Origin of the sequence: Pseudomonas sp. GLN_2, assembly GCF_043106005.1 — a bacterium.
GTDB classification, from domain to species: Bacteria; Pseudomonadota; Gammaproteobacteria; order Pseudomonadales; family Pseudomonadaceae; genus Aquipseudomonas; species Aquipseudomonas alloputida.
Map to the genome: position 1 here is coordinate 1 of NZ_JBICMC010000085.1, position 23,421 is coordinate 23,421.

18 protein-coding genes and 1 rRNA gene are annotated in these 23,421 nt (G+C 63.4%); 5 read left to right on the forward strand and 14 right to left on the reverse strand.

Features of this window, described 5'->3' with window-relative positions:
• Positions 1–156 precede the first annotated feature (156 nt).
• From ggt to ACF8Q6_RS20650, 3 genes are all read right to left on the reverse strand, one after another.
• Positions 157–1,824, reverse strand: a complete 1,668-nt coding sequence (ggt, locus tag ACF8Q6_RS20640) for a gamma-glutamyltransferase (protein WP_012053713.1) — start codon at positions 1,822–1,824, stop codon at positions 157–159.
• A 117-nt stretch (positions 1,825–1,941) separates the two neighbouring features.
• The gene (locus tag ACF8Q6_RS20645; protein ID WP_003251593.1) at positions 1,942–2,838 is read right to left on the reverse strand and encodes a LysR family transcriptional regulator; all 897 of its coding nucleotides are present in this window, start codon (positions 2,836–2,838) and stop codon (positions 1,942–1,944) included.
• Between the two features lie 30 nt (positions 2,839–2,868).
• Positions 2,869–3,459 (reverse strand): NAD(P)H-dependent oxidoreductase, encoded by a 591-nt coding sequence (locus tag ACF8Q6_RS20650; RefSeq protein ID WP_392491172.1) that lies wholly within the window; start codon positions 3,457–3,459, stop codon positions 2,869–2,871.
• Between the two features lie 162 nt (positions 3,460–3,621).
• On the opposite strand from ACF8Q6_RS20650, the gene ACF8Q6_RS20655 reads away from it, so the two are divergent.
• Positions 3,622–3,936 carry a putative quinol monooxygenase gene (locus ACF8Q6_RS20655; RefSeq protein WP_003251589.1) on the forward strand — a complete coding sequence of 105 codons (315 nt, stop codon included), beginning with the start codon at positions 3,622–3,624 and terminating at the stop codon, positions 3,934–3,936.
• On the opposite strand, the gene ACF8Q6_RS20660 is transcribed toward ACF8Q6_RS20655, so the two are convergent.
• Positions 3,926–4,690: a sulfite exporter TauE/SafE family protein gene (locus ACF8Q6_RS20660; RefSeq protein WP_392491173.1), complete on the reverse strand. Its 765-nt coding sequence runs from the start codon at positions 4,688–4,690 to the stop codon at positions 3,926–3,928. The genes ACF8Q6_RS20655 and ACF8Q6_RS20660 overlap by 11 nt on opposite strands.
• 77 nt (positions 4,691–4,767) lie before the next feature.
• On the opposite strand from ACF8Q6_RS20660, the gene ACF8Q6_RS20665 reads away from it, so the two are divergent.
• On the forward strand, positions 4,768–5,649 hold the full coding sequence (locus tag ACF8Q6_RS20665; protein WP_392491174.1) for a LysR substrate-binding domain-containing protein: 882 nt from the start codon (positions 4,768–4,770) through the stop codon (positions 5,647–5,649).
• Positions 5,650–5,755: 106 nt separating this feature from the next.
• Here ACF8Q6_RS20665 and ACF8Q6_RS20670 read toward each other — a convergent pair whose 3' ends face one another.
• Complete coding sequence (locus tag ACF8Q6_RS20670) at positions 5,756–6,031, reverse strand: metal/formaldehyde-sensitive transcriptional repressor (protein WP_003251584.1); 276 nt, start codon at positions 6,029–6,031, stop codon at positions 5,756–5,758.
• 70 nt (positions 6,032–6,101) lie between these two features.
• Between ACF8Q6_RS20670 and dmeF the strand changes: the two genes are divergently transcribed.
• Together dmeF and ACF8Q6_RS20680 are read left to right on the forward strand one after the other, a co-directional pair.
• Complete coding sequence (gene dmeF / locus ACF8Q6_RS20675; protein ID WP_392491175.1) at positions 6,102–7,028, forward strand: CDF family Co(II)/Ni(II) efflux transporter DmeF; 927 nt, start codon at positions 6,102–6,104, stop codon at positions 7,026–7,028.
• 96 nt (positions 7,029–7,124) lie between these two features.
• Positions 7,125–7,469 (forward strand): cupin domain-containing protein, encoded by a 345-nt coding sequence (locus ACF8Q6_RS20680; RefSeq protein WP_003251579.1) that lies wholly within the window; start codon positions 7,125–7,127, stop codon positions 7,467–7,469.
• Positions 7,470–7,661: 192 nt separating this feature from the next.
• Here the strand turns inward: ACF8Q6_RS20680 and mmsB are convergent, their stop codons facing one another.
• Positions 7,662–8,549, reverse strand: coding sequence for a 3-hydroxyisobutyrate dehydrogenase (gene mmsB, locus ACF8Q6_RS20685; protein ID WP_012053718.1), 888 nt, complete (start codon positions 8,547–8,549; stop codon positions 7,662–7,664).
• Positions 8,550–8,559: 10 nt separating this feature from the next.
• Positions 8,560–10,086, reverse strand: a complete 1,527-nt coding sequence (locus tag ACF8Q6_RS20690) for a CoA-acylating methylmalonate-semialdehyde dehydrogenase (protein WP_392491176.1) — start codon at positions 10,084–10,086, stop codon at positions 8,560–8,562.
• A 132-nt stretch (positions 10,087–10,218) separates the two neighbouring features.
• Here ACF8Q6_RS20690 and ACF8Q6_RS20695 point away from each other — a divergent pair, with 132 nt between their 5' ends.
• Positions 10,219–11,169 carry a LysR family transcriptional regulator gene (locus tag ACF8Q6_RS20695; RefSeq protein ID WP_014859456.1) on the forward strand — a complete coding sequence of 317 codons (951 nt, stop codon included), beginning with the start codon at positions 10,219–10,221 and terminating at the stop codon, positions 11,167–11,169.
• Between the two features lie 134 nt (positions 11,170–11,303).
• Here the strand turns inward: ACF8Q6_RS20695 and ACF8Q6_RS20700 are convergent, their stop codons facing one another.
• The 7 genes from ACF8Q6_RS20700 to rrf all read right to left on the reverse strand — a co-directional run bounded on the left by ACF8Q6_RS20700 (position 11,304) and on the right by rrf (position 23,379).
• Positions 11,304–11,795: an OmpA family protein gene (locus ACF8Q6_RS20700; protein WP_392490146.1), complete on the reverse strand. Its 492-nt coding sequence runs from the start codon at positions 11,793–11,795 to the stop codon at positions 11,304–11,306.
• 4 nt (positions 11,796–11,799) lie between these two features.
• Positions 11,800–13,071, reverse strand: a complete 1,272-nt coding sequence (locus tag ACF8Q6_RS20705; protein ID WP_012053721.1) for a diguanylate cyclase domain-containing protein — start codon at positions 13,069–13,071, stop codon at positions 11,800–11,802.
• Positions 13,068–13,634, reverse strand: a complete 567-nt coding sequence (locus ACF8Q6_RS20710; protein ID WP_121784078.1) for a YfiR family protein — start codon at positions 13,632–13,634, stop codon at positions 13,068–13,070. The genes ACF8Q6_RS20705 and ACF8Q6_RS20710 overlap by 4 nt, the downstream gene beginning before the upstream one ends.
• Before the next feature lie 100 nt (positions 13,635–13,734).
• Complete coding sequence (gene recD, locus ACF8Q6_RS20715; RefSeq protein WP_392490145.1) at positions 13,735–15,810, reverse strand: exodeoxyribonuclease V subunit alpha; 2,076 nt, start codon at positions 15,808–15,810, stop codon at positions 13,735–13,737.
• A complete protein-coding gene (recB, locus tag ACF8Q6_RS20720) occupies positions 15,807–19,481 on the reverse strand; it encodes an exodeoxyribonuclease V subunit beta (protein ID WP_392490144.1) in 3,675 nt (1,224 codons plus the stop codon). Before recB ends, recD begins: the two co-directional genes overlap by 4 nt.
• Entirely contained in the window at positions 19,478–22,960 is a 3,483-nt protein-coding gene (gene recC, locus ACF8Q6_RS20725; RefSeq protein ID WP_392490143.1) for an exodeoxyribonuclease V subunit gamma, read from the reverse strand. Before recC ends, recB begins: the two co-directional genes overlap by 4 nt.
• 303 nt (positions 22,961–23,263) lie before the next feature.
• Positions 23,264–23,379, reverse strand: a 5S ribosomal RNA gene (gene rrf, locus ACF8Q6_RS20730).
• Positions 23,380–23,421: the final 42 nt, after the last annotated feature.

Below are 23,421 nucleotides of genomic sequence, written 5' to 3' on the forward strand. Positions count from 1 at the left end.
GTGACCAGGATGCGGCGGGCCGCTGGTAATCAAGGCGCCGCTGATCCTTTGTGGGAACAACTGTCTTGCTCAATTTCTGAAAGCTGGCGCCATCCGTGTGGGAGCGGCCTTGTGTCGCGATAGGAGGGCAAAGCCCTCCCGGCGTTCTGACAGGTACTACTTGACGATCATCCCTACCCCACGCCCACGTGGGTCGGAAGCGGTCTCAAGCTTCGCCCCATCGACCCGGATCGCCTGGATGTCGCCCATCTCCCAGCCCTGGTCCTCCAGCACATAGCCCATCTTCTTCAGCTCATCAGCTACCGGCCCGGTCAATGGCGCATAGCTGTCGAAGTAAATGGTGTCCTTGGGCAGCAACTGATGGTGCACGCGCTGCGCCGCCACCGCCTTGTCCAGCGGCATGCCGTAGTCGTACAGGTTGTTCATCACCTGGAAGATCGAGGTAAAGATCCGTGAACCGCCCGGGGTACCGATTACCAGCTCGACCTTGCCATCGCGGGTCATCAGGCTGGGACTCATCGACGACAGCATGCGCTTGCCCGGTTCGATCGCGTTGGCATCACCGCCGACCACGCCAAAGGCGTTCGCCGCCCCCGGTTTGGCGCTGAAATCATCCATCTCGTCGTTGAGCAGGAAACCAGCGCCCTTCACCACCACACCACTGCCATAGTCGAGGTTGAGGGTGTAGGTATTGCTGACCGCGTTGCCCTGCTTGTCGACGATCGAGAAATGCGTGGTCTGGTGCGGTTCAAGGCCCGGCTTGACCTTGTCGGTGTCGGAAATGGCCTTCGGGTTGACTTGGGCTGCGCGCTTGGCTAGGTAATCCTTGGCCACCAGCTGGTCCACCGGCACCTTGGTGAAGGCCGGGTCGCCCAGGTAATCGGCGCGGTCGGCGAACACCCGCTTCTCGATCTCGGCCAGCAGGTGGATGTACTGCGCCGAGTTATGCGCCACACCTTTAAAGTCGGCCGCGCGGTCTTCCTTGATGCCCAGCAACTGGGCCAGCGCCACACCGCCCGAGCTCGGCGGTGGCGCGGTATACACCACATTGCCACGCCAGCTCACGGCCATCGGTTCACGCCATACCGCCTTGTAATCCTTGAGGTCATCCTTGGTAATCAGGCCTTTGTCAGCCTGCATCTGCGCCACCAGCAAATCGGCGGTCTTGCCTTGATAGAACTCGCTCACGCCCTTGTCGGCTATACGCTCCAGGGTCTGGGCCATTTCCGGCTGCTTGAACAGCTCGCCGACCTTCATGTTGCCGAAGTAATCGTTGAAGTTGGTCGCCGTCTTGAACATGCCTTGGGCATCGTTGCGGTACTGGTACTGCTTTTCCGCCACCTTGAAGCCATTTTTCGCATAGCCGATGGCCGGGGTCAGCAACTCGCTCCAGGGCAGCTTGCCGAACTTCTGGTGCGCCTCCCACAGGCCCATTACCGTACCGGGTACGCCTGCGGCGCGTGCCCCGACCAGGCTGAGGTTCTCGATGACCTCGCCCTTGTCGTCCAGGTACATGTTGCGCGTGGCGGCCTTGGGCGCGACTTCGCGGTAGTCGAGGAAGTAAGGCTTGCCATCGACAAACAGGGTCATGAAGCCGCCACCGCCGATATTACCGGCCTCTGGGTAAGTCACCGCCAGGGTGAAGGCGGTCGCTACTGCCGCGTCCACCGCGTTGCCGCCCTTTTTCAGAATATCGGCGGCCACCTGTGCACCATATTGATCGGGGGCGGCCACCGCGCCGCCCTCCAGGGTGGCGGCGTAAACTGAGGAACAGCTCAGGATCGCGGCTGCGAGAGCCAGATACTGGAAAGGGACAATACGCATGACACTTCCTTGGTGTTGTTTTTGTTGAGCAGTCAGTAAGGCCGAAGCGCTTCGACTGTGCAATCAACCGTCGGAAGTTTCGCCGCCTGTGGACAGGATTTGTCGCGATCAGGCAACTCAGCAGGCGTACATCGCCAGCTTGCGCTGGATGAAATCCAGGAAGCACTGGATGCGCAGCGCCAACTGGGTGTTGCGGTAATACACCGCGTGGATCGGCTGACGGTAGCCATTGTTGGCCTCGCTCAGCAGCACCTGCAGGCGCCCTGTGCGGATATCTTCGTGGGTCATGAAGTGCGACAGGCTGACGATGCCTTCCCCGGCCAACGCCAGCTGGCGCAGGGTTTCGCCGCTGGAAGCGACCAACGCCGGGCGGATGCTCCAGCGATCGCCCTGAGCGTGACGTAGCGGCCAATGATTGAGCGACTCCGGTTGGCTGAAGCCGAGCAGACAGTGGTTGGCCAGCTCCTCGACCTGCCGTGGCGTGCCGTGCTGCTCCAGGTAGGCCGGACTGGCCAGCACCTGCACCGGGCTACAACCCAGGCTGCGCGCGTGCAGGCTGGAGTCGGCCAGCTCTCCGATGCGGATCGCCACATCAGTGCTCTGCTCCAGCAGGTCGATGATCAGGTCGTCGGTGTTGAGCTCCAGTTCGATGCCCGGGTACTGGCGGCGGAACTCGCCAATCCACGGCAGGATGGCATGCAGCATGAACGGCGCAGCGGCATTGATGCGCAATCGCCCGGTCGGGGTCTGGCGGTTCATCGACAGACGCTCTTCCATCTCGTCCATCTGCTGCAGGATCAGCCGCGAGCGCTCAAGAAAGTAGCGCCCCTCTTCGGTAAGGTCCATGCGCCGGGTGGTGCGGTTGACCAGCGTGGTGCCCAGCTTGCCCTCCAGGCGCGACAGGGTGCGGCTGACGGCAGACGGGGTCTGGCCCATCTGCTCGGCAGCAGCGGAAATCGAGCCGCAGTCGATGACGGCGACGAATACCTGGAGTTCTTCGGATCGGGTTTTCACATTCAGGCCTGCGGCTGATATCAATCCGGATTAGATCGCCTTGCCGAACACCTTGTCCAGATGCGCCTCGTAGGCCGCCAACGCCGCCGGCACATCCGGGCGCTTCATCACATCCACAGCCAGGAAGGTCGGCAGGCCGGTCATGCCCAGGAACTGGTTGGCCTTGTGGAACGGGAAGTACACGGCATCCACCCCTTTGCCTTCAAAGAAATCGCTCGGGTCATCGAACGCCTGCTGCGGCGCGTTCCAGGTCAGCGACAACATGTATTGCTTGCCATGCACCAGACCACCGCTGCCGTATTTCTGCGAGTGGTCCGAACGGGTACGACCGTCATTGGCATACAGGCTGCCGTGACCGGCAGTGAACACCTCGTCGATGTACTTCTTCACGGTCCACGGCGCGCCCATCCACCAGCCGGGCATCTGATAGATCACCACATCGGCCCAGAGGAATTTCTCTACCTCTTCCTGGGCATCGTAGCCGCCATCGATGAACGTCTGGCGCACATCGAAGCCGGCGCGGTCCAGGTGAGCGATAGCCGCTTCGTGCAAGGTCGCGTTGAGACGGCCTTCGGAGTGAGCGAACTGTTTACCACCATTGAGCAGAAGGATCTTTTTCATACTGGCCTCCACGGCCGAATCAAAAATTGATGCCGGCAGGTTAGAGGCTCGCGGGGGCGGGATACAGCGGTGACGGGGCAAAATACAATTGACCAGAAGTCACGAATGAGCAGTACATTATTGCCGTAGAATAGCGTCACCCCCATCACCGAGTAGCGCCCCATGAGTGAGCCGTTCGCCTTTATCCTCAAAGCCAAGACCCGCCCGGAAATGGCTGATGCGTTCGAAAACCTGTTCCGTCCCTACGTCGAGCCAAGCCGCCAGGAACCCGGCTGCATCGAATACCACATGCTGCGCGACCAGCAGGACCCGAGCCTGTTTGTGTTCTTCGAAGTGTGGGCCGACAAGGCCGCGCTGGACGTGCACTCGGCCCTCCCGCACATGGCTGCCTTCTTCGAAAAACGCATGGATTACCTGGAGCGCGATTTCGATATCCAGAGGGTCGACATGCTCAGCGCTTCGTCCGCTAGCCGTTGATCAGCAGGTGGCCGCCGAGGGCGGCCAGCCCGATGAAAAAGCAACGCTTGAACAGCAGCGCGCTGATCCGCTGACGCAGCCACTGGCCCGCCAGCATGCCGAGCAAGGCAGGCGCCAGCATCAGCAGCGACGCCCCCAGCGCCTGGCCACCCAAGGCATCCTGCCCGGCCAGGCCCAGGGCCAAGGCCAGGGTGGACACCGTGAACGACAGGCCCAGGGCCTGGATCATCTGCTCGCGGTTCAAGCCCAGGCTCTGCAGGTAAGGCACCGCTGGCATCACGAACACCCCGGTCGACGCCGTGACCACACCCGTGACCAGCCCGCAAATCGGTCCCAGCCAGCGCTCGTGTCCCGGTGCCACCTGCAGGCCCGGGCCGACCACCCCATACAACGCATAGACCAGCAAGGCGGCACCCAACGCGTGCCCAGCCCAGGGGCCACTGCTGATTCCCAGCCAGGCGCTACCCAGCAAGGTGCCGACAAAGATCAATGCCAGCATTGGCCCCAGACGGACCAACAACCCTCGCAGGTGCCCGCCGCTGGCCAGCTGCCACAGGTTGGTGAGTGTGGAGGGCACGATCAACAACGCGGCAGCCTGCGCCGGTGGCATAGCCAGGCCCAACAGGCCCATGGCAATGGTCGGCAGGCCCAGGCCGATGACCCCCTTCACTGCGCCAGCCAGCAGAAAGGTCAGTACAACCAGCAACGAGAGTGCCGGGCCAATGTTCTGGTAGAAAGCGAGCAAGGTAGTCATGGGCCGATGATGGCGCGCCCTGGGCGATGTGAGAATCTGCCATATACTCAGCCAGCCTCTTGCCCGGACAGAGCCACATGCATTTCGACCTGATCGACCTCAAGCTGTTCCAGCACACCCTGGAGTGCGGCAACATCACCGCCGGCGCCAGCCGCAGCCATCTGTCACTGCCAGCAGCCAGTGCGCGCATCCGCGCCATGGAAGCATCGCTGGGCATTCCCTTGCTGGAACGTAACCGCCGTGGCGTACAACCAACGCCGGCTGGCCAGGCACTGTTGCAGCATGCACGGCTGATAACGCAGCAGGTCGAACGCCTGCAGTTCGATCTGGGCCTGTACGCGCAAGGGCAGCAAGGCCAGGTGCGCCTGCTGTGCAACACCGCAGCGCTGACCGAATACCTGCCCGAACTGCTGGCCAGCTACCTGGCTGAAAACCCTGGAGTCAGCGTGGATGTGCAAGAGCTGCCAAGTTTGCGCATCGTGCAGGCAATTACCCAAGGCATGGCCGACCTGGGCATCGTGTCCACAGCCGCCCCCAGCGAGCACCTGCAGACCCGGCCGTTTCGAGACGACCCGCTGGTGCTAGTGACGCCACAGGGCCACCCCCTGGCCAGTGCGCTGACGCCAAGTTTCGTCGACAGCCTGGCCCATGGCTATGTCGGCCTGGGGGCCGGCAGTGCACTGGGGTTGTACCTGGAAGAGCAAGCGCTGCACGAGGGGCAGCGCATGCAGGTTCGGGTACGAGCAGAGGGGTTTGATGGGGTAATCCGCATGGTCGCGGGCGGGGCCGGAATCGGGGTGGTGCCGCTGGCAGCGGTGCAGCGCTGGCAAGGGATGCTGCCGTTGCACTGGGTGGCGCTGCAGGAGCCATGGGCCAACCGCCGGCTGCTGGTGTGCGCGCGGGATTTCGCGGCATTACCAGGCTATGCCGCCGGACTGGTATCCGCCCTTACCCACTGACAGCCTTCGCTGGAAGGCCTGCTTCCACAAACGCGTCCGCGTACCGCTCGGACCGTGAAGGTATTGATACCCCCCTGGGGTATTCGTGAAAGGGTACGGCGACCTCCTACTTCAGATATGAACGCAGCAACGCTGCCACCTTGTCTGCCTCGTCCTGCCGTTCCTCGGCACTCAGGCCGTCCGCCACGAGGTGATCGCGGATGTGCCCTTCCATCACCTCGGCCATCAGCCCGTTCACCGCGCCGCGCACGGCAGCGATCTGCTGCAGGATCGCCAGGCAGTCCTTGTCCTGCTCCAGCGCCGTCTCCAGGGCGGCGGCTTGGCCTTTGATCTTGCGCACCCGGGTCAACAGCTGCTTCTTGCTCTTCAGGGTATGTGCCATTGGGTTTCACGCCATGCTAGGTATACTGGGGTATAGTATTTTTCTCGATCTTCCGGGAGCATGATAAACCATGGCGACACAAACCTCAGACCGCTGGCAGCACAGCCACCAGTTCCACACCAGCAACCTGGGCGCTGAGCGCAAAACCCGCCTGGCGGTTTGGCTGACCGCAGTGATGATGGTGGCGGAGGTTGCCGGAGGCTGGTACTTCAACTCCATGGCGCTGCTGGCCGACGGCTGGCACATGAGCTCCCACGCCCTGGCACTTGGCCTGTCCTTGCTGGCCTACGCTGCCGCTCGGCGCTATGCAGGTGACCGGCGCTTTGCCTTCGGCACCTGGAAGATCGAAATTCTCGGCGGCTACTCCAGCGCATTGCTATTGCTGGGCGTGGCCGGACTGATGGCGTTCCAGTCGGTGGAACGGCTGTTGGTGCCGGGACAGATCCACTATGACGAGGCCATCTTGATTGCCGTGGCGGGCCTCGCCGTCAACCTCATCTGCGCCTGGCTGCTACGCGATGACCATCATCATGACCATCACCCTCACAGCCACGATCATCACCATCACCACCACGACCTGAACCTGCGCTCGGCCTACCTGCATGTGATGGCCGATGCCGCCACTTCGGTGCTGGCCATTGCTGCCTTGCTGGCCGGCAAGTTCTGGGGCGCCAGTTGGCTCGACCCAGCGATGGGCCTCGTCGGTGCGCTGCTGGTCGCGCTGTGGGCCCGTGGCCTGCTGCGCGATACCGGGCGAGTGTTACTGGACGCCGAGATGGACGCCCCGGTTGTGGCGGAAGTCCGCGCAGTGGTCGCGCAATTGCCGGTGCCGGCCAGTATCACCGACCTGCATGTCTGGCGGGTGGGCAGGGACCAGTACGCCTGCATTCTTGGCCTGGCCACCCAGGCCACATTGAATGCCGACGGCGTGCGCCAGGCCCTGGCCGTGCACGAAGAGTTGGCGCACATCACTGTCGAGGTAAACCGCCTGCCATAGCGCGACCAGACACCTGGACGTCGAGCCCAGGCAACTGCGGCGCGGCCGTTGGGCCTATGGTGACCCGTCATTCAGCCAGTCACCAGGAGTTGTGCCATGTCCGATTTCATCACCGTCCTGCGCGAAACCTGCCCGACGCCGGTCGTGGACGCCACCAAGTGGAAGCGCATCGGCGGCGATCCGCACACCGTCAACCTCAATGCCTACCTGTCGGCCGACGGCAGCAAGATCATGGGCACCTGGATCTGCACCCCGGGCAAGTTCGAGGTCAACTACGATAAATGGGAGTTCTGCCACTTCCTCGATGGCTATTGCATCATCACCCCGGAAGGCGAAGAACCGAAACACCTGAAAGCAGGTGATGTGTTCGTGATCGAGCCAGGCATGAAAGGTACGTGGGAAGTGGTCGAGACTGTCCGTAAGTATTTCGTCTTCGCCTGACTTGCAGGCGCGGGTTTACCTGCGAATGCGGCGGTGAGGCTTCGGCAGCATTTGCGGGTGAACCCGCGCCTACAACGGCCGCGCAATACCTGTGGGCGTGGACAAAAAAAATCGCGGAGCAGGCGCCCTTTCCTCTGGTGCGCAGTTACAGAGGGAAGGCCACCTGGCCCGCGATGAAGTCCACCTCTCGCATCACTCCTTCTTGCGATAACCCTCGACGATGGCCGAGAAGTCCTTGCCACCCTCGCCTCGCAGGCTCATGGCCTGGTACAACTGCTGGGCCACGGCACCGAGAATCACCGGTTGATGTGCCTGGCGTGCCGCTTCGGTAGCCAGCCCGAGGTCCTTGAGCATGAGTTCGGCGCCAAAGCCACCGGTGTAGCCACGCGATGCCGGTGCGGTTTCGATGATGCCCGGCCACGGGTTGTAGGTGTCCGAACTCCAGCAACGCCCGGTCGAACTGTTGATGATGCCGGCCAGCACCTTGGTATCGATACCCAACGCGTTACCCAGGGCCATGGCCTCGGACACGCCAATCATCGAAATGCCTAGCAGCAGGTTATTGCAGATCTTGGCGATCTGGCCGGTACCGACTTCCCCGCAGTGCACGATGTTGCGGCCCATCTGCTCCAGTACCGGCTTGAGGCTGGCGAACAACTCGGTACTGGCGCCGACCATGAACGTCAGGGTGCCGGCCGCCGCGCCGCCAGTACCACCGGAAACCGGCGCATCCCCCATGTCCACACCCTTTGCCGCTGCGGCCTTGGACACATCACGTGCGGTCTGCGGGTCGATGGTGCTGCAGTCAACGGTCGGCGTGCCAGGGCGAATGCCGGCCAGTACGCCGTCCTCGCTCAAGTACACGCTGCGCACATGGGCTGCGGCCGGCAGCATGGTGATCACCAGCTCGCTGTTGGCCGCCGCGTCCTTGGGCGAGGGGCTGATCTGCCCGCCCAGTTCTGCCAGCTCGGCCAGCACGGCCTTGTTCAGGTCGAACAGGTTCAGCTGATGCCCGGCCTTGATCAGGTTGCGGGCCATGGGCGCGCCCATGTTGCCCAGGCCGATGAATGCGATACGCATGACGTACTCCTTAGCGCAGGCTAATGGTGGTGTTCACACCGTCGTTGACGCTGTCGTCATCGAACCAGCGAGCAGTGACGGTCTTGGTCTGAGTGTAGAACTGCACCACTTGCTTGCCGTACGGCCCGAGGTCACCGAGTTTGGAGCCACGCGAGCCGGTGAAGCTGAAGAACGGGACGGGGACCGGGATCGGGATGTTGATGCCGACCTGGCCAATATCGATTTCGCTCTGGAACTTGCGGGCCGCAGCGCCGCTCTGGGTGAACAGGCCGGTACCGTTGCCGAACGGGTTGGCGTTGACCAGGGCGATGGCCTCGTCGAGCGTATCGACTTCCAGGGTCACCAGCACCGGGCCGAAGATTTCCTGGGTATACACCTGCATGTCGGTCTTCACGCCCGAGAACAGGGTTGGGCCGACGAAGTTGCCTTGCTCGTAGCCCGGCACCTTGACGTCACGGCCGTCAAGTTCCAGCTTGGCGCCTTCCTTGATACCGCTTTCGATCAGGCCCAGCACACGCTCTTTGGCACGCTTGGATACCACGGGGCCAACGTCGGTGCCCGGCTCACAGCCAGCATTGACCTTGAGTTTGCTGGCGGCCTCCTTGATATCCGGCAACCATTCGCGGGCCTTGCCCACCAACACCGCCACCGAGGTCGCCATGCAGCGCTGGCCCGCCGCGCCAAAGGCAGCACCCACCAGCGCATTGATGGTTTGTGTGCGGTTGGCATCAGGCAACACCACCGCGTGGTTCTTGGCGCCCATCATTGACTGCACACGCTTGCCATGCTGGCTGCCAAGGTTGTAAACGTGCGTGCCGACTTCAGTAGAGCCCACGAAGGAAATCGCCTTGATGTCCTGGTGGGTGCAAATGGCATCCACTACCTGCTTGCCGCCGTGCACCACGTTCAGCACACCGGCCGGTACGCCGGCTTCCAGCGCCAGCTCGACCAGTAGCATGGTCGACAGCGGGTCCTGCTCGGACGGTTTGAGCACGAACGTGTTGCCGCAGACAATGGCCATGGGGAACATCCACAGCGGGATCATTGCCGGGAAGTTGAATGGGGTGATGCCAGCGCATACGCCGATCGGCTGGCGCAGGGTGTAGGTATCGACACCGCCGGCGACGTTCTCGGCAAATTCGCCCATCTGCAGGGTGCCAATGGACGCCGCGTGCTCGACCACTTCCAGGCCGCGGAAGATATCGCCTTCAGCGTCGGCCAGGGTCTTGCCCTGCTCGGCGCTGAGCACCTGGGCAATGCGTTTGGTGTGTTCGCGGATCAGCGCCTGCAGCTTGAGCATGATGCGCATGCGCGCGCCGATCGGGGTGTTACGCCACGTCTGGAAAGCGCGGTGAGCAGCGGCCACGGCTGCTTCGACTTCTTCGACGGTGGTGAACGGTACGCGCGCCAGCACCTCTTGGGTGGCCGGGTTGACGATGTCACGCCATTCGGTGGTTTTGGACTCGACCCACTGGCCGTCGATCAGCAGCTTGACCTGCTCGACCTTGGTGCTGTTAGGGGATTGCGGTGCGTTCATCTGCGTTCTCCTTGGAATTGTTGTCGGGACGAGATCGCCAGCGCCGGGCAAACGCGGGGTGGCGTCCTGAGGCTTGTTTCGAGTATAGATGTGCAAACATCCAACAAGAACGCACAAAAAAACCGGATCATCATGCAAAAAGACCTCACATCCCTGAGCGCGCTCAACTGGGACGATTTGAAGTTCTTCCTCGAAGTGGCTCGCACCCGCAAGGCCAGCAGTGCCGCCAAACGGCTGAGCGTGGACTACACCACCGTGTCGCGACGCATCAGCTCGCTGGAGGGCGCGCTGGGCACCTTGCTGTTCGAAAAGTCGCGCACCAACGGCTTTGTGCTGACCGCCGAGGGCCAGCGCCTGCTGGGCTATGCCGAATCGATCGAGAGCACGCTGCACATGGCGTGCGAGCAGGTGTCCGGGTCGGGGGTGGCGTTGTCGGGCCATGTGCGCATGGGCTGCACGGAGGGCTTTGGCAGCTTTTTCATCACGCCGCAGCTAAGCCACTTCGTCGACGCCTACCCGGCAATTTCGGTGGACATCCTGCCGCTGCCGCACTTCATCAGCCTGTCCAAGCGTGAGGCGGACATCGTCATCGCGCTGGAGCGGCCCGAGCATGGGCCTTATGTGTGCTGCAAGCTGTGCGACTACCGCCTGCGGCTATATGCCACCCAGGGCTACCTGGACAGCCACGCGCCGATCCGCCAGGTGACGGACCTGGCCAAACACCCCTTCATCAGTTACGTGGATGATCTGGCGTTCAGCTCCGAGCTGCTGTACCTGGCCAACCTGATCCCCAACGCCAGCGCACATTTGCGCAGTACCAGCGTGATCGCGCAGTACACGGCAGCGCTGCAGGGGCGTGGGCTGGCGATATTGCCGTGCTTCCTCGCCGCGCAGGACCCGCGATTGGTCACGGTGTTGCCGGAGGAGATCGAGGTGACGCGGCAGTTCTGGATGTATTGCCGGGAGGATTTGCGCAAGCTGAAGCGGATTACCTTGCTGTGGGATTACATCCGGTCGGTGACCGAGGCGAATGCGCCGTTGTTGATGGGGCAAACCCGCGAGATGCGCTTTGCCCAGGACTGATGGGCCTGCGCATTTCCGAAGGCAACACAGCCCCTGTAGGAGCGGGCGTGCCCGCGAACACCGGCAAAGCCGGTGCCAGACAGCGCGTTGACTGCTCCCACAGGATATATATGTGACTGCCCGAGCGGCGACGATCAGTAGGACGCTACCACGATGGACACCCGACGGTTCTCGGTACGCCCGGCGCTGGTGCGGTTGTCCGCCACCGGCTGGCTGCTGCCCAGGCCACGGCTCTGAATGTTCTGCGCCTGCATGCCAATCCCCACCAGCGCCTTGGTCACGCTTTGCGCGCGGCGCTCGGACAGCTGCTGGTTATACGCCGCCTTGCCCGACGAGTCGGCATGCCCGTCCACCCGCACGCCCTGGATACCAACGCTGAGCAGCGCCTTGCCGATGCGCTCGACAATCGCCTGGCTCTGGCCATTGAGGCTGTCCAGATCGCTGCCAAACAACACTTTGCCAGACAAGTCGTAGGCCCAACCTTCATCGGTCGGGGTGAAACCTTCGCGCTTGAGCACGGCAATCTGTTCTGGGGTAAGGCCTTTCGGGGGGGCGCTCTGGCAACCCGTCAGCGCCAGCATGGCGAGCAACAAGGCCCAAAGCGGAAAACGTAAAGCGTGCATCACGGGTTCAACTCCTGTTCCTGATTTCGTTGGCGGACCGTTCCGTCTGCGCCAGTTGCCAATGGCCACGGCGTTCGCGCTTGGCCTGGTACATTGCCGCATCGGCGGCATTGAGAAGACTGGCGGGGTCAGCGCCGTCATCCGGGTAATAGGCAATACCGACACTCAGCGAGGTGGAGATACTGCGGCCGCTGTCCAGTTGCACCGGCAGCTTCATGCTGGCAACGATCTTCTCGGCAATGTGTTCGGCGTCCTTGCGCGTATGCAAAGGCGTCAACAGCACGGCAAACTCGTCGCCCCCCAGGCGCGCCACCAGATCGTGCTCGCGCAGTTGGGCGCGCACACGTTCGGCCACGCTGATCAACACCTCGTCACCCACGGCGTGGCCAAGGGTGTCGTTGATCTGCTTGAAGTGGTCGCTGTCGAGGAACAGCAGTGCCAGGTGGTCCTGCTGACTCGCCGCATTCCGCACGCTGCGGCTCAGGCGCCCTTCAAAGAAGGCGCGGTTGGGCAAGCCGGTCAGGCTATCGTGGCTGGCCTGATGGGCAAGGGTCTGGTTTTCGCTCTGCAGGTGGCTATGCCACACCTCCAGTTCATCCAGCAGGGCATTGAAGTCATTACCCAGCTCGTTCAGCTCGGCAATCGGCGCTTCTGGTACGCGCCGGTCGAAGCTGCGCTCGCGGCGGGCAGCATGGGCGACACTGGCCAGGCCACGCAGCGGGCGGGTGATATCGCTGAGCAGGCGCCGCGACAGATACTGGGCAGCCAAGGCGCTGAGGACCGTGCAGAACAGGATACCGGCCAAGCCACTGAGCAGGAACAGCAACAGGCTCCTGCCCTGGCCTGCCAGCTCGATGTGCCCGACCTGCTGTTGCTGGTGCACGATCGGCAAAATGACCGGCTCATCCAGCAAGGCGCTGGCAACCTGCACCTCCAGCTGCGCGAGCATGCCGGTATTGTCGCGTTGCCAGTGCGCCAGTTGCTCGCCCTCGTTGTTGAAGACCTTGGCCTCGGCCACTTCTTCGGTACTGGCAATCAACGCCAGCGACTCATTGGCAGCGGCGCTGTCATCGAACACCACCGCCGCCTCTACCGTGTAATTGATCGAGCGGGCGATCAACTGCAGGTTATGGTTGGCATAGACACGCAGGGCGAGCACGCCCAGCAGGGTGAGGGAGATACCCGCCAGGCCAACGGCAAGCAAGGCGACGCTAAGGTGACCACGGCCCAGCACCGAGCGCAGGGTCGGGCGCACCGTACGCTTGCGGGTCGGTTTCATGGCTGCCCCCCCCGGCGCCGCGACAACTGCAGCACGCTGGGGTGAATACGCACGCCAGAGCGTGCCACCGAGTCGAGATTGACTTCAAAGGCCACCTGCTGGTCGCTGACCCGCAGGCAGAACAGGCTGCCGACCGTGCAGGGGTCATCCGCCTCGCTGATGCTCAGCACCGGGTGGCCGCCGATACGCTGGAACAGCCGATCGCGCTGGCCCTGGTCAAGCTTGCCAATGTAGAGGGCATCGCAGGCCTGGGCGACCTGGGTGTCTTCTGCCAGCAAGCGCCGCACCTGCAGCGGGCGGCCGGACTCCTGGACATGGCCTTTGATGAGATCGTCGGCGTACTCGGTCGGGCCGACCAGGCACAGGCGCAAAGGAGAGGGTTCGACGGGCCAGCGGGCGTAACTGAAGATACCCAGTACTACCTGGGTGACTGCCTTGGCGCGTTGCTGTGCCTGGGCGGCGGTTGTGCCGGAGTCTGCCCGGGCAGCGCCTGCAGAAAGGAACAGGACGGCCAGCAATAGCGAAAGCGCACAGCTTGTCACTCGCCTTGCGGCCACGTTCATGTGGGAAATTCCTTTAAGCCCCTTCCGATATCGGCGCAACGATAGCACATGGCCGCTTTATTGTATGAGCCTGCAGCCACGTGTAATGGGTGTCATGGCCCTAGACCTGCTCGAGCATCAACCCGGAAATACGCCGTACTTTGCGCGCCACCGCTTCTTCGAAAATGCCTTGGCGTGGCTCGACCAGGCTGAAGCAGTGCTTGGCCCGCGTGATACCGGTGTACACCAGTTCCTTGGTCAGCACCGGGTTGAGCGCTTCCGGCAGCACCAGGGCAGTGTGGCTGAACTCCGAGCCCTGGGACTTGTGCACGGTCATGGCGAATACCGTTTCCACTTCGTTGAGCCGGCTCGGCAGAACGAATCGCACACCACCACTGCCATCGTTGCGCGGGAAGGCCACACGCAGCAGCGGCTGGCCATGCTCATCCGGCAGGCGCAGGGCTATACCGATGTCACCGTTCATCAGGCCAAGGCCGTAGTCGTTGCGGGTCACCAACACCGGGCGCCCTTCGTACCAGGGCTGCTGGCTGTCGATCAGACCGGCATTGTGCAGCACCCGCGCCACCCGCTCGTTGAGGCCTTCGACACCCCAGGCGCCCCGGCGCACCGCGCACAGCAACTGGAAATCCTCGAAACCGCGCAACACCTTGCCCGCCCATTGCTCCCAGGCGGGGTCGTCAAAGGCGGTATCAAGTGCCGGCCGGTAACGGCCAAGGGTGCGCAGGTAGCTGCGGTAGCCTTGCGGTCCATCGGTACCGCGGTTCAGGCCGTCGAGTAACAGGCGGTCGAACGCACGATCCTGTTCGTGCTTGAGCGACAGGCTGTGCACGTCAGCAGGCGGCGCGGCCAGCAGGTTGCGCGCCGCGTGAGCATCCTGACGATTGACCAGTCTGGCCAACTGGCCAATCCCGCTGCCCTCACCGAAACGCCGTGAAAACCGCAGCATCACCACTTGCTGAGCCAACGGGTGGCGCTGCTCATCGCCGGCCTTGAGGCCACTGCCGGCCAGCGACTCGCCACTGACCTGCTGAAGCCACGCTGCAGTCGCCGGCGAGTAAAAGCCCTCCTCAGCATCCCGGCACAGGTCACCCAGCACCGCGCCGGCCTCGACCGAAGCCAACTGGTCCTTGTCGCCCAGCAGCACCAGACGCGCCCGCGGCGGCAAGGCATCGAGCAGGTTGGCCATCATTTCCAGGTCGATCATCGACGCTTCGTCGACCACCAGCACATCCAACGGCAACGGGTTGCCAGCATGATGGCGGAAGTGCCGCGAGCCCGGGCGGCTGCCTAGCAGGCGATGCACGGTGCTGACTTCAGTAGGGATTTGCCCGCGTACTTCGGCGCTGACTTGCAGGCGCTCGACTTGCTGGCCAATGGATTCGGTCAGGCGTGCAGCGGCCTTGCCGGTCGGTGCAGCCAGGCGGATGCGCAGTGGCCTGCCCTGCTCCACTGCCGGCGACTGCAGCAACGCCAGCAGGCGCACCACGGTGGTCGTCTTGCCGGTGCCGGGGCCGCCCGTGATGATGCTGAAACCGGCCCGGGTGGCCAAGGCGCAGGCAAGCTTCTGCCAGTCCACCTGGCCAGCTGGCGCGCCGCCCTCGAACAGTTGCGCCAGACGCTCTGGCAGATCCGCAGGCGGTGCTTCGGCCTGACTCAGGCGCTGGCGCAGGGCATGGTCGATGCGCCGCTCGTAACGCCAGTAACGGCGCAGGTAAAGGCGCTCGCCACTGCGTACCAGTGGCCGCGCTTGCTGGCCAGGCGTATCACCTGCGGCCACCAGCGGGCTGGCGATGATGCGCTGAAGCCAGGCATTCAAGTCAAGGTTGGCCAGCAGTTGCGATGGCAGTAGCAGAGGGCCGATAAGGGCGTCACCTTCCGGCGGCAACGACAGGGCGAAATCCGGCTCGGCCAAGGTTTGTTGCAGGTCGAGGCAGACATGTCCGTGCCCCAGTTGGTGGCTGGCCAGCGCCGCTGCCAGCAATAGCAAGGGATCACTGCCGGGGGCACGCTCTTCCAGGAACGACACGAACGCGCGGTCCAGGGCACGTAGCCAGCCCCGCTCAACCCAGCGGTCGAGTAATTGCAGCAGATCAGCGCTGTTGTGCTGTGGTGCCAGCGCCAGCAGGTGCTCTGCGTGCAACGGGGTGGGCAACAGGTCGACAAGGCTTCGGCTCATGGCGCAACTCCGGCAAACAGGTCCTGCTGTACTGGCGCGTGCTCACCACGGAACAGTGCATCGAGGCTTTCGATCAGCTCACGCGGTGGCTTGGCGTGGTACACGCCGTGGCCGCTGCTGCTGGCACCGCGCAGGAAGATGAACAGGGCGCCGCCAACATGGCGGTCATAATCGTAGTCCGCCAGCCGCGCGCGCAACTGGCGGTGCAGGGCCAGCAGGTACAGCACATACTGCAGGTCGTAGCGGTGCTCAAGAATCGCCTTTTCCATGGCCATGGCATCGTAGGCCTGGATGTCCGCACCCAGCCAGTTGGACTTGTAGTCGGTCACGTAGTAACGCCCGTCCAGCTCGAACGCCAAGTCGATGAACCCTTTGAACATGCCGTTTAGCACGGTCGGCTGCGCAGCTGGGCGCGCCAGACCGGGGTGGGTGTGGCGTGCCACCAGGCGATCGAGTTGTTCTGCGTCGACCCGGTGGCTGGCGAACCAGAATTCCATTTCGATCTGGTAATGACGCAGCTGGCCCAGCGTTACGCTCTGGTCGCTGCCCGGCAGCGGCAACGCCTCGCCCAGCAAACGTTGCATCCAGTGGCTCAGGGTGGGGATCCAGCCGGCCCAGTCACGGCGATTGCAGCGCTGGCCAACGGTACGCTCGATCAGCTGAGGGTTACCGCTGACCTCGCTGAAGCCCTCACGGCCTGCCCACTCCAGCAAACCATGGAGGAAGGTGCCGGGGTTAGGCCCCCGTGGGAAGCGATGGATATCGCCGCTGTCGGCCGGGACCTCGCGCAACACCTGGGCATCGGGCACCTCGTCATCCAGCAGTTGCTGGGCCTGCGAGCTGTCGGCGCCGAGGGTCTGATCGCCGACACGAAGGGCACTGTAGGAAGCGATCCACCAGTGCTCGGCAGCCGCATGGCGTGGCCTGCGTGCTGGCAACAGCTCACGTTCGGCGTGTGGCATGCGATACATCTGCTCATCCGCCTGCGGCAGGCCTGGGCAACTGATGTGCGGGCAACTTGCCGCCAGAGCCTGCAACCAGTCCGTCAGCTGCGCCGAGCCAGCCAAGGCAAGGCCGCCCCCCAGCAGGTAGCCAAACGCCGAGCGGTGCAGCTGCGAGCTCTTCTGATTACCGCGCTTGAGGTCGGCGACGCCCAGCCAGCAAGCATGCTGGGCACGGGTCAGGGCCACGTAGAGCAGGCGCAGGTCTTCGGCCAGGCGCTCGTCGTCGGCGCGCTCGATCTGCTCCTGGTCAGGTGTGAGGGTGAGGTGGGCGTTACCTTCGCTGTCATGCCAGGCCAGCGGTAGACGGCTACCATCCACCGGTTTGCTGGTGCAGATGAATGGCAGGTAGACCAAGGGATATTCCAGGCCCTTGGACTTGTGGATGGTCACCACCTTGACCAACTGTTCGTCGCTCTCCAGGCGCAGGATCTGCTCTTCACCGGCCTGACTGGAACTGGCCAGGTGCTCGGCCAGGTGGCGGATAAGCGCCTGTTCGCCGTCCAGCTCGCCAGCGGCCTGCTGCAGCAGCTCGGCCAGGTGCAGCAGGTTGGTCAGCACCCGCTCGCCATCACTGCGGCGAATCAGCGTGCGCGGGAGCTGGAAGTCATGCAGCAGGTGGCGCAACATCGGCAACACCCCCTGGCGCTGCCAGGTGTCGCGGTACAGGCGAAAACGCATCACCCAGCTCTCCCAGACCCGCTCATCCTGGTTAAGCCGGTCCAGCGCAGCCAGCGACAGGCCCAGTGTAAGGCTGGCCAGAGCAGCCTTGAGCAGGCGCTCCGAGTCAGGCTCGGCGCAGGCCTTCAGCCAGGCCAGCAGGTCGTGGGCTTCCTGGGCGGCAAACACCGAGTCCTTGTCGGACAGGTAGACGCTGCGCACCTCGCGTGCGGCCAGTTCGGCGCGGACCATCTGCGCCTCATGGGCATCACGCACCAGGATGGCAATGTCCGAGGGCAAGCAGGCGCGCAACTCGCCTTCGGCATTCTGGAAGCCCGCCGTGCCCTGCTGGCCGCCATTGAGCAAGGCCACAATATGGCTGGCGCAACTGGCGGCCAGTTGCTGGCGGTAAACGCTGCTGGAGACTGGCTCTTCACTTTCCAGCTGCCAGCATTGCAGGGCTGCACTGACTTCACCGTCAATCAGCAGCTGTTCGCCACGCCCCTTGGCGCGCACCTCGATGAATGGCAGCGGGTTGTCATCGGCCTCGCGGAACAGGAATGCACCCCGCCCCGCTTCACGCGCCTCGGCCTGCAGGAACACCTGGTTGACCGCCGCCACCATGGCTTTGCTGGAGCGGTAGTTGGTGTCCAGGCTGTGCAGGCGGCCGCTGGTGGCGCGTCGCGCGGCAAGGTAGGTGTAGATGTCGGCACCCCGGAAAGCGTAGATCGCCTGCTTGGGGTCGCCGATCATGAACAGGCCGGTTTCTGCGCGGTTTTCACTGATCTGGTAAATGCGCTCGAAAATGCCGTACTGAACCGGGTCGGTGTCCTGGAATTCGTCGATCAGCGCTACCGGGAACTGCTCACGAATCAGACTGGCCAGGCGCTCGCCGGCCTCGCTGGCGAGCGCGTGCTGCAAGCGCACGAGCATGTCGTCGAAGCCCATTTCTGCACGCCGGCGCTTCTCCACTTCGAAACGTGCCGATACCCAACTGGCCGCGTGCTCGAGCAGAGGGGCATCCGGGCTGTCCAGGGCCTGCAGTTGTTGCTGCAAGTGCTGCATGGCGTTGAGGGCTGGGTGCTCGGGAGGCTCTCCCTTCCAGGCTTCGGCCATGCCCGCCGGGGTCAGCCGGGTAAAACCGGTGCCCAAGTCGAGCTCTACCAGTTGCTCATCGCTGGCCCAAGCGCAGAGCTTGTCGAACCAGGGCTCGAAGTAACGGGCTTGCATCTTGCGGCCGTCGACCTGTTTGGCGGCCAGCGCATCGCGGCAGATTTGCCGCAGTTCCTCGGCCCACTGTGCCCATGGCGCCTTGATCCGGGCCAACTGTGCGCCACGTTGCTGTAGCGATGCCTGGATCAATGCAGCGGGCTCTGGCCCATTCTGCTGGGCGCGCACACGGCCGAACAGTGGGCGAATGCGTGGCAGCAAAGCGTCGGGGCTCCCCCAGTTGCCGCGCACCCAGGCCAGTGCGTCACCTTGCATCCCATAGCAGAAGCGTCGCCAGTAATCGCGCATGACCTGGCCCAACAACTCGCTGTGGTCGGTTTCCAGGGTCTGGGTGAACAGGCTGCCGCTGTCGAAGGCATGCTCGCGCAGCATGCGCTGGCACCAGCCATGGATGGTCGATACCGCAGCCTCGTCCATCCACTGCACGGCGATTTCCAACCGGCCGGCGCAACGCGGCCAAGTCTCTTGTGGGTAATCGTCACGCAGTTGGTGCAACAGCGGATCGGCGCCTTCCAGCTCGCCACGGAAGAACCGTGCGGCTTCAGCCAGGCGGGCGCGGATACGCTCGCGCAGCTCTTTGGTGGCGGCGTCGGTGAAGGTCACCACGAGGATCTGCGGTGGCAGCAGCTCGCGCTCGAAGCCCTGTTCGCCACCGTGACCGAGGATCAGGCGCAGGTACAGCGCCGAAATGGTGAAGGTCTTGCCCGTGCCGGCGCTGGCCTCGATCAGCTGGCTACCGTGCAGGGGGAAACTCAGTGCCAGAGGACGGTCCTGGGTCATGCGCCTTTCTCCGGGTTGCCCAAGGTCTGCCAAGAGGCGGTGAACAACGGGCGATACAAGGTTTCGCACCAGCCTTCAAACGTTTCGTCAGCAGTGAGTGCTGCAAAGTCCCGGAACTGGCGGGCCAAGGCAATGCTTTCACTCCGTTCGCCAAAACTGGTGCGTTCGTCACCTTCGTAGGCGCGAGCTGCTGCGGCCATGGCTTTATCGGCATCGTCCTGGGCCAACCAAGCGAACGCGGTCTTGGCCGCGACTGGCAACGGCGCGTTCATTGCCGCCTGACGGGCCACCAACAGGTCGCCCAGCAGTTGCGCGGCCAGCGCTTGCGGCAGCGGTGAAAGCAACAGGGTCAGGTCACTGGCTACCAATGCACTGTTATAGGGGTAGCCCGCTGCACAGGCCGCCAAATGCGTAACCCAGGGCGCGATAAGGCGGTGCCACTTGAGGTTGTTGCGCCCGGCACTGATTGTGTTGGGTACAGTGGTGATGCTGAGAAGGCTCTGATCTTCCGCCTGGAACACCCGGCCCAGCCAGCCCTCCAGACGGTGCTGACCGTGCTCGAAATGCACCGGCAAAGCGCCCTCGACCAGCTGTGGCCAGCGTTGCAGCAATTGCTGGTGACGTTGCAGCAGGTCCGGCAGCGGTTCGATCAACTCGTTTTGCAGCAGTTCGCCGAAACCGGCTAGCGGCAGCAAACCGCAGGCCTGCAGGCGTCGGGCCTGGGCGCGCAAGGCCTGTTCGGCGTTGTCCGGTTCGGCCAAGGCGGCGCCAAGCAGGCTTTCACTGGCGCCGTAGCGTTGCAGGGTATCGAGGACGAAGGGTTCTTCGTCCGGGGTCGGCGCTTCCAGCGCCTCGAAGTACACCTTCAAGCGCTGGCTGAAGAAGTGCCGTACCGGGTGGCGCAAGAAGTCATTCAGCTGGTGCAGACTCAGGGCTTCAGCGTCCTGATAAGGCGGCAGGCCCGGCTCGCTCTGCTCGTCAGCCTCACCCTGCTGGTGCAGCACCTGCCATTCATGGGCATAGCTGAACAGTGGACTGCCCTTCTGGAAGTACCGAGGGCTGAACGGCTGCAGCGGGTGCTCCTGGGTCAGTGCGTGCAACAGTTGCTCGCCCGGTTTCGCGGGCTGGCCCTGCTGCGCGTCGGCCAAATGCCAACCCGCAGCGATGTGATCGCGCAACTGGCCGATCAGCACCGAGGCCGGGCGTTCGCTATTGTCGCGAATACTGCGCCCGACCCAGCTGACATACAGTTGGTCACGTGCGGACAGTAGCGCTTCAAGCAACAGGTAACGGTCGTCTTCGCGGCGTGAGCGGTCGCCGGGGCGATAGTCGCTGGCCATCAGGTCGAAGTCCAGCGGTGGCTGCGCACGCGGGTAGTCGCCATCGTTCATGCCCAGCAGGCAGACCACCCTGAACGGGATCGCGCGCATGGGCATGAGTGTGCAGAAGTTGACCGAGCCGGCGAGGAAACGTTGCGACAGCTTGCCCTGATCGAGGCCCGACAGCCAGGCTTCACGCACCACGGTAAGCGGTAGCGGGTCGTGCAGGCCGACGGTCTCGCACACCTCAAGCCAGCTATCGCGCAGATCCTGCAACTGCATCAACAGGAACTCATCACCCTCGTCCTCGGCGAGGAAGAACACGTGCAGCAAGGCATGCAGTCGCTCGCCCCACTGGCTGACGGTGGCAGGCTCGGACAAGGCCTGGCAGGCGACTTCGAGCGCATCCAGCAACGCGACCAGCGGGCCGATCAGTGCCGCGTCCAGGCCACCGATTTCATCGTAGGGCTCAATACCATCACAGGCCTCCCCCACCCCCACGGCATAACCCAACAGCATGCGGCGCAAGCCGAAACGCCAACTGTTCTGCTCGAGCCCGGCGGGCAAGCCCAAGCTCGCCCGCTGCGCGGCGTCAAGGCCCCAACGGATGCCAGCGCCCTCGATCCAGCGGTGCAGCGTGGGCAGATCGTTTTCGCGGATGCCGAAGCGGGCGCGGACTGCCGGCACGTCCAGCAGGTCGAGCACTTCGCTGACCGCGAAGCGGCTGTCAGGCAGTTTGAGCAGGTGCTCAAGCGCGATCAGCAAAGGCTCGCGACCACGCTGGCCCTGGTCTGTCAGGGTGAACGGAATGTAGCGCGGGTCGTTGCGCTGCAACTGGCCGAAGACGGCGCGGATATGCGGCGCATACGTGTCGATGTCCGGCAGCATGACGATTACGTCGCGCGGGCGCAAAGTCGGGTCGGCGCTGAAGCGGGCCAACAGCTGGTCGTGGAGGATCTCCACTTCACGTTGCGGGCTGTGCGCGATATGGAAGCGGATCGAGCGGTCTTTTGTGGTGTCGACTGGCGGCCACCGTTCGCGGCTCTCGGCGAGCGGGCGCAATTCCAGGATGTCGTCCTGCAGTTCGTTGAGCAGCGTGGTGGGCGAACCGTCGCTGAACAGGTCGATGCGGCCGTCGCTGAACACGCCCTGGTAGCTGCCTGGGTCATCATAGCTGTCGAGCAGGTTGATGTAGTCGCGGCCTTGTTTACCCCAGGCTGCCAGCAATGGGTGGGCATGCTGGTGCAGCGTGTGGTCATCCAGTTGCAGGGGCATGCCTTGCTTGCGTTGCTGGCGTTTGTACTGGTGGCGCAACAGGTCCTTGTCGGCGACGATATCGGCCCAGTGGTGGCGGCATGGGTTGTGTACGCACAGCAATACCTGACTGAAACGCGACAGGCCTGCCAGCGCTTCCAGGGCCTGGGCCGGCAGCGAAGAGATACCGAACACGATCACCCTCGGTGGCAGCCCTGCAGGCGCCTGCTCCAGGCTGTTGATGCGCTCGATGAAACGTTGGTGTACTCCAGCGCGGCTCTGCGCCATGCCTTGCTCGCCAACATCCTCCAGCAATGCTCGCCACAACTCGGCTTGCCAGCGGTTGCCTGGCGGCAGTACTTTGCGCTCGCCGCGGGCCGTGTTGATGACGTGCTCACCAGTGGCCCAGTCCTTGAGCCAATCGGCGCGGTAGACCTGGTACTGGTCGAACAGGTCGGCCAGGCGCTCGGCTAGCTGGTAGCGCTTGCGCAAGTCACTGTCGTCGGTGAGGAAGCGCCGCAGTGGCTCGAAATGCGGACGCTCGATGAGCGCTGGCAACAGACGCATCAGCCGCCAGGTCAGTGGTGCCTTGTCGAGCAGAGACACTTCGGGAATTTCGCTACGGCCAAGCACGCTGCGGTAGAGCTGCCACATAAAGCTACCGGGCAGTTGCACATCAATGGCAGCGGCAATGCCGCAGCCGCCTTGGTCATCTTCCAGCGGATCTTCAGCCAGGGCCAGCTTCAGCCATTGGGCGATGCCATTGCTTTGCACCAGGGCAATTTCGTTTTCCAGAGGCGCCAGCGGGTAGCGACGCATCCAGCTCACTACCAGGCTACGCAGGTCGTCGAGGCGGTTGCCGTGGACGATCATGAAGCCTGGGTGGAGATGGGCGGTGTTGGGCATCGGGAGGTCTCTGGAGGCGCTGATGGCTGAGAGGGGAACGATATCACGCGCACATGAAACGGCCGAATGCCATCAGGCTGCGGGAGCGGGCACTTCAACGCGGTGCCATCCGCAGCGTGGCACTCCCGATCCATAGGGGAGGCGACATTGGCCTGGAGGGTGTGCGCCCCTGCCTGGCGTTGCCCCCTTCCCCGTAGGAGCGGGTTTACCCGCGAACACCGGCGAAGCCGGTGCCATCTCCTTTTTTGCCCAAAAAGACAAAACCCCTACCTGCATGTGCAGATAGGGGTTTTGCGAAATGAATCTTGACGATGACCTACTCTCACATGGGGAAACCCCACACTACCATCGGCGATGCATCGTTTCACTACTGAGTTCGGGATGGGATCAGGTGGTTCCAATGCTCTATGGTCGTCAAGAAATTCTGTTGCCAGAATGTCCAGATGGACAGCCCAGCGAAT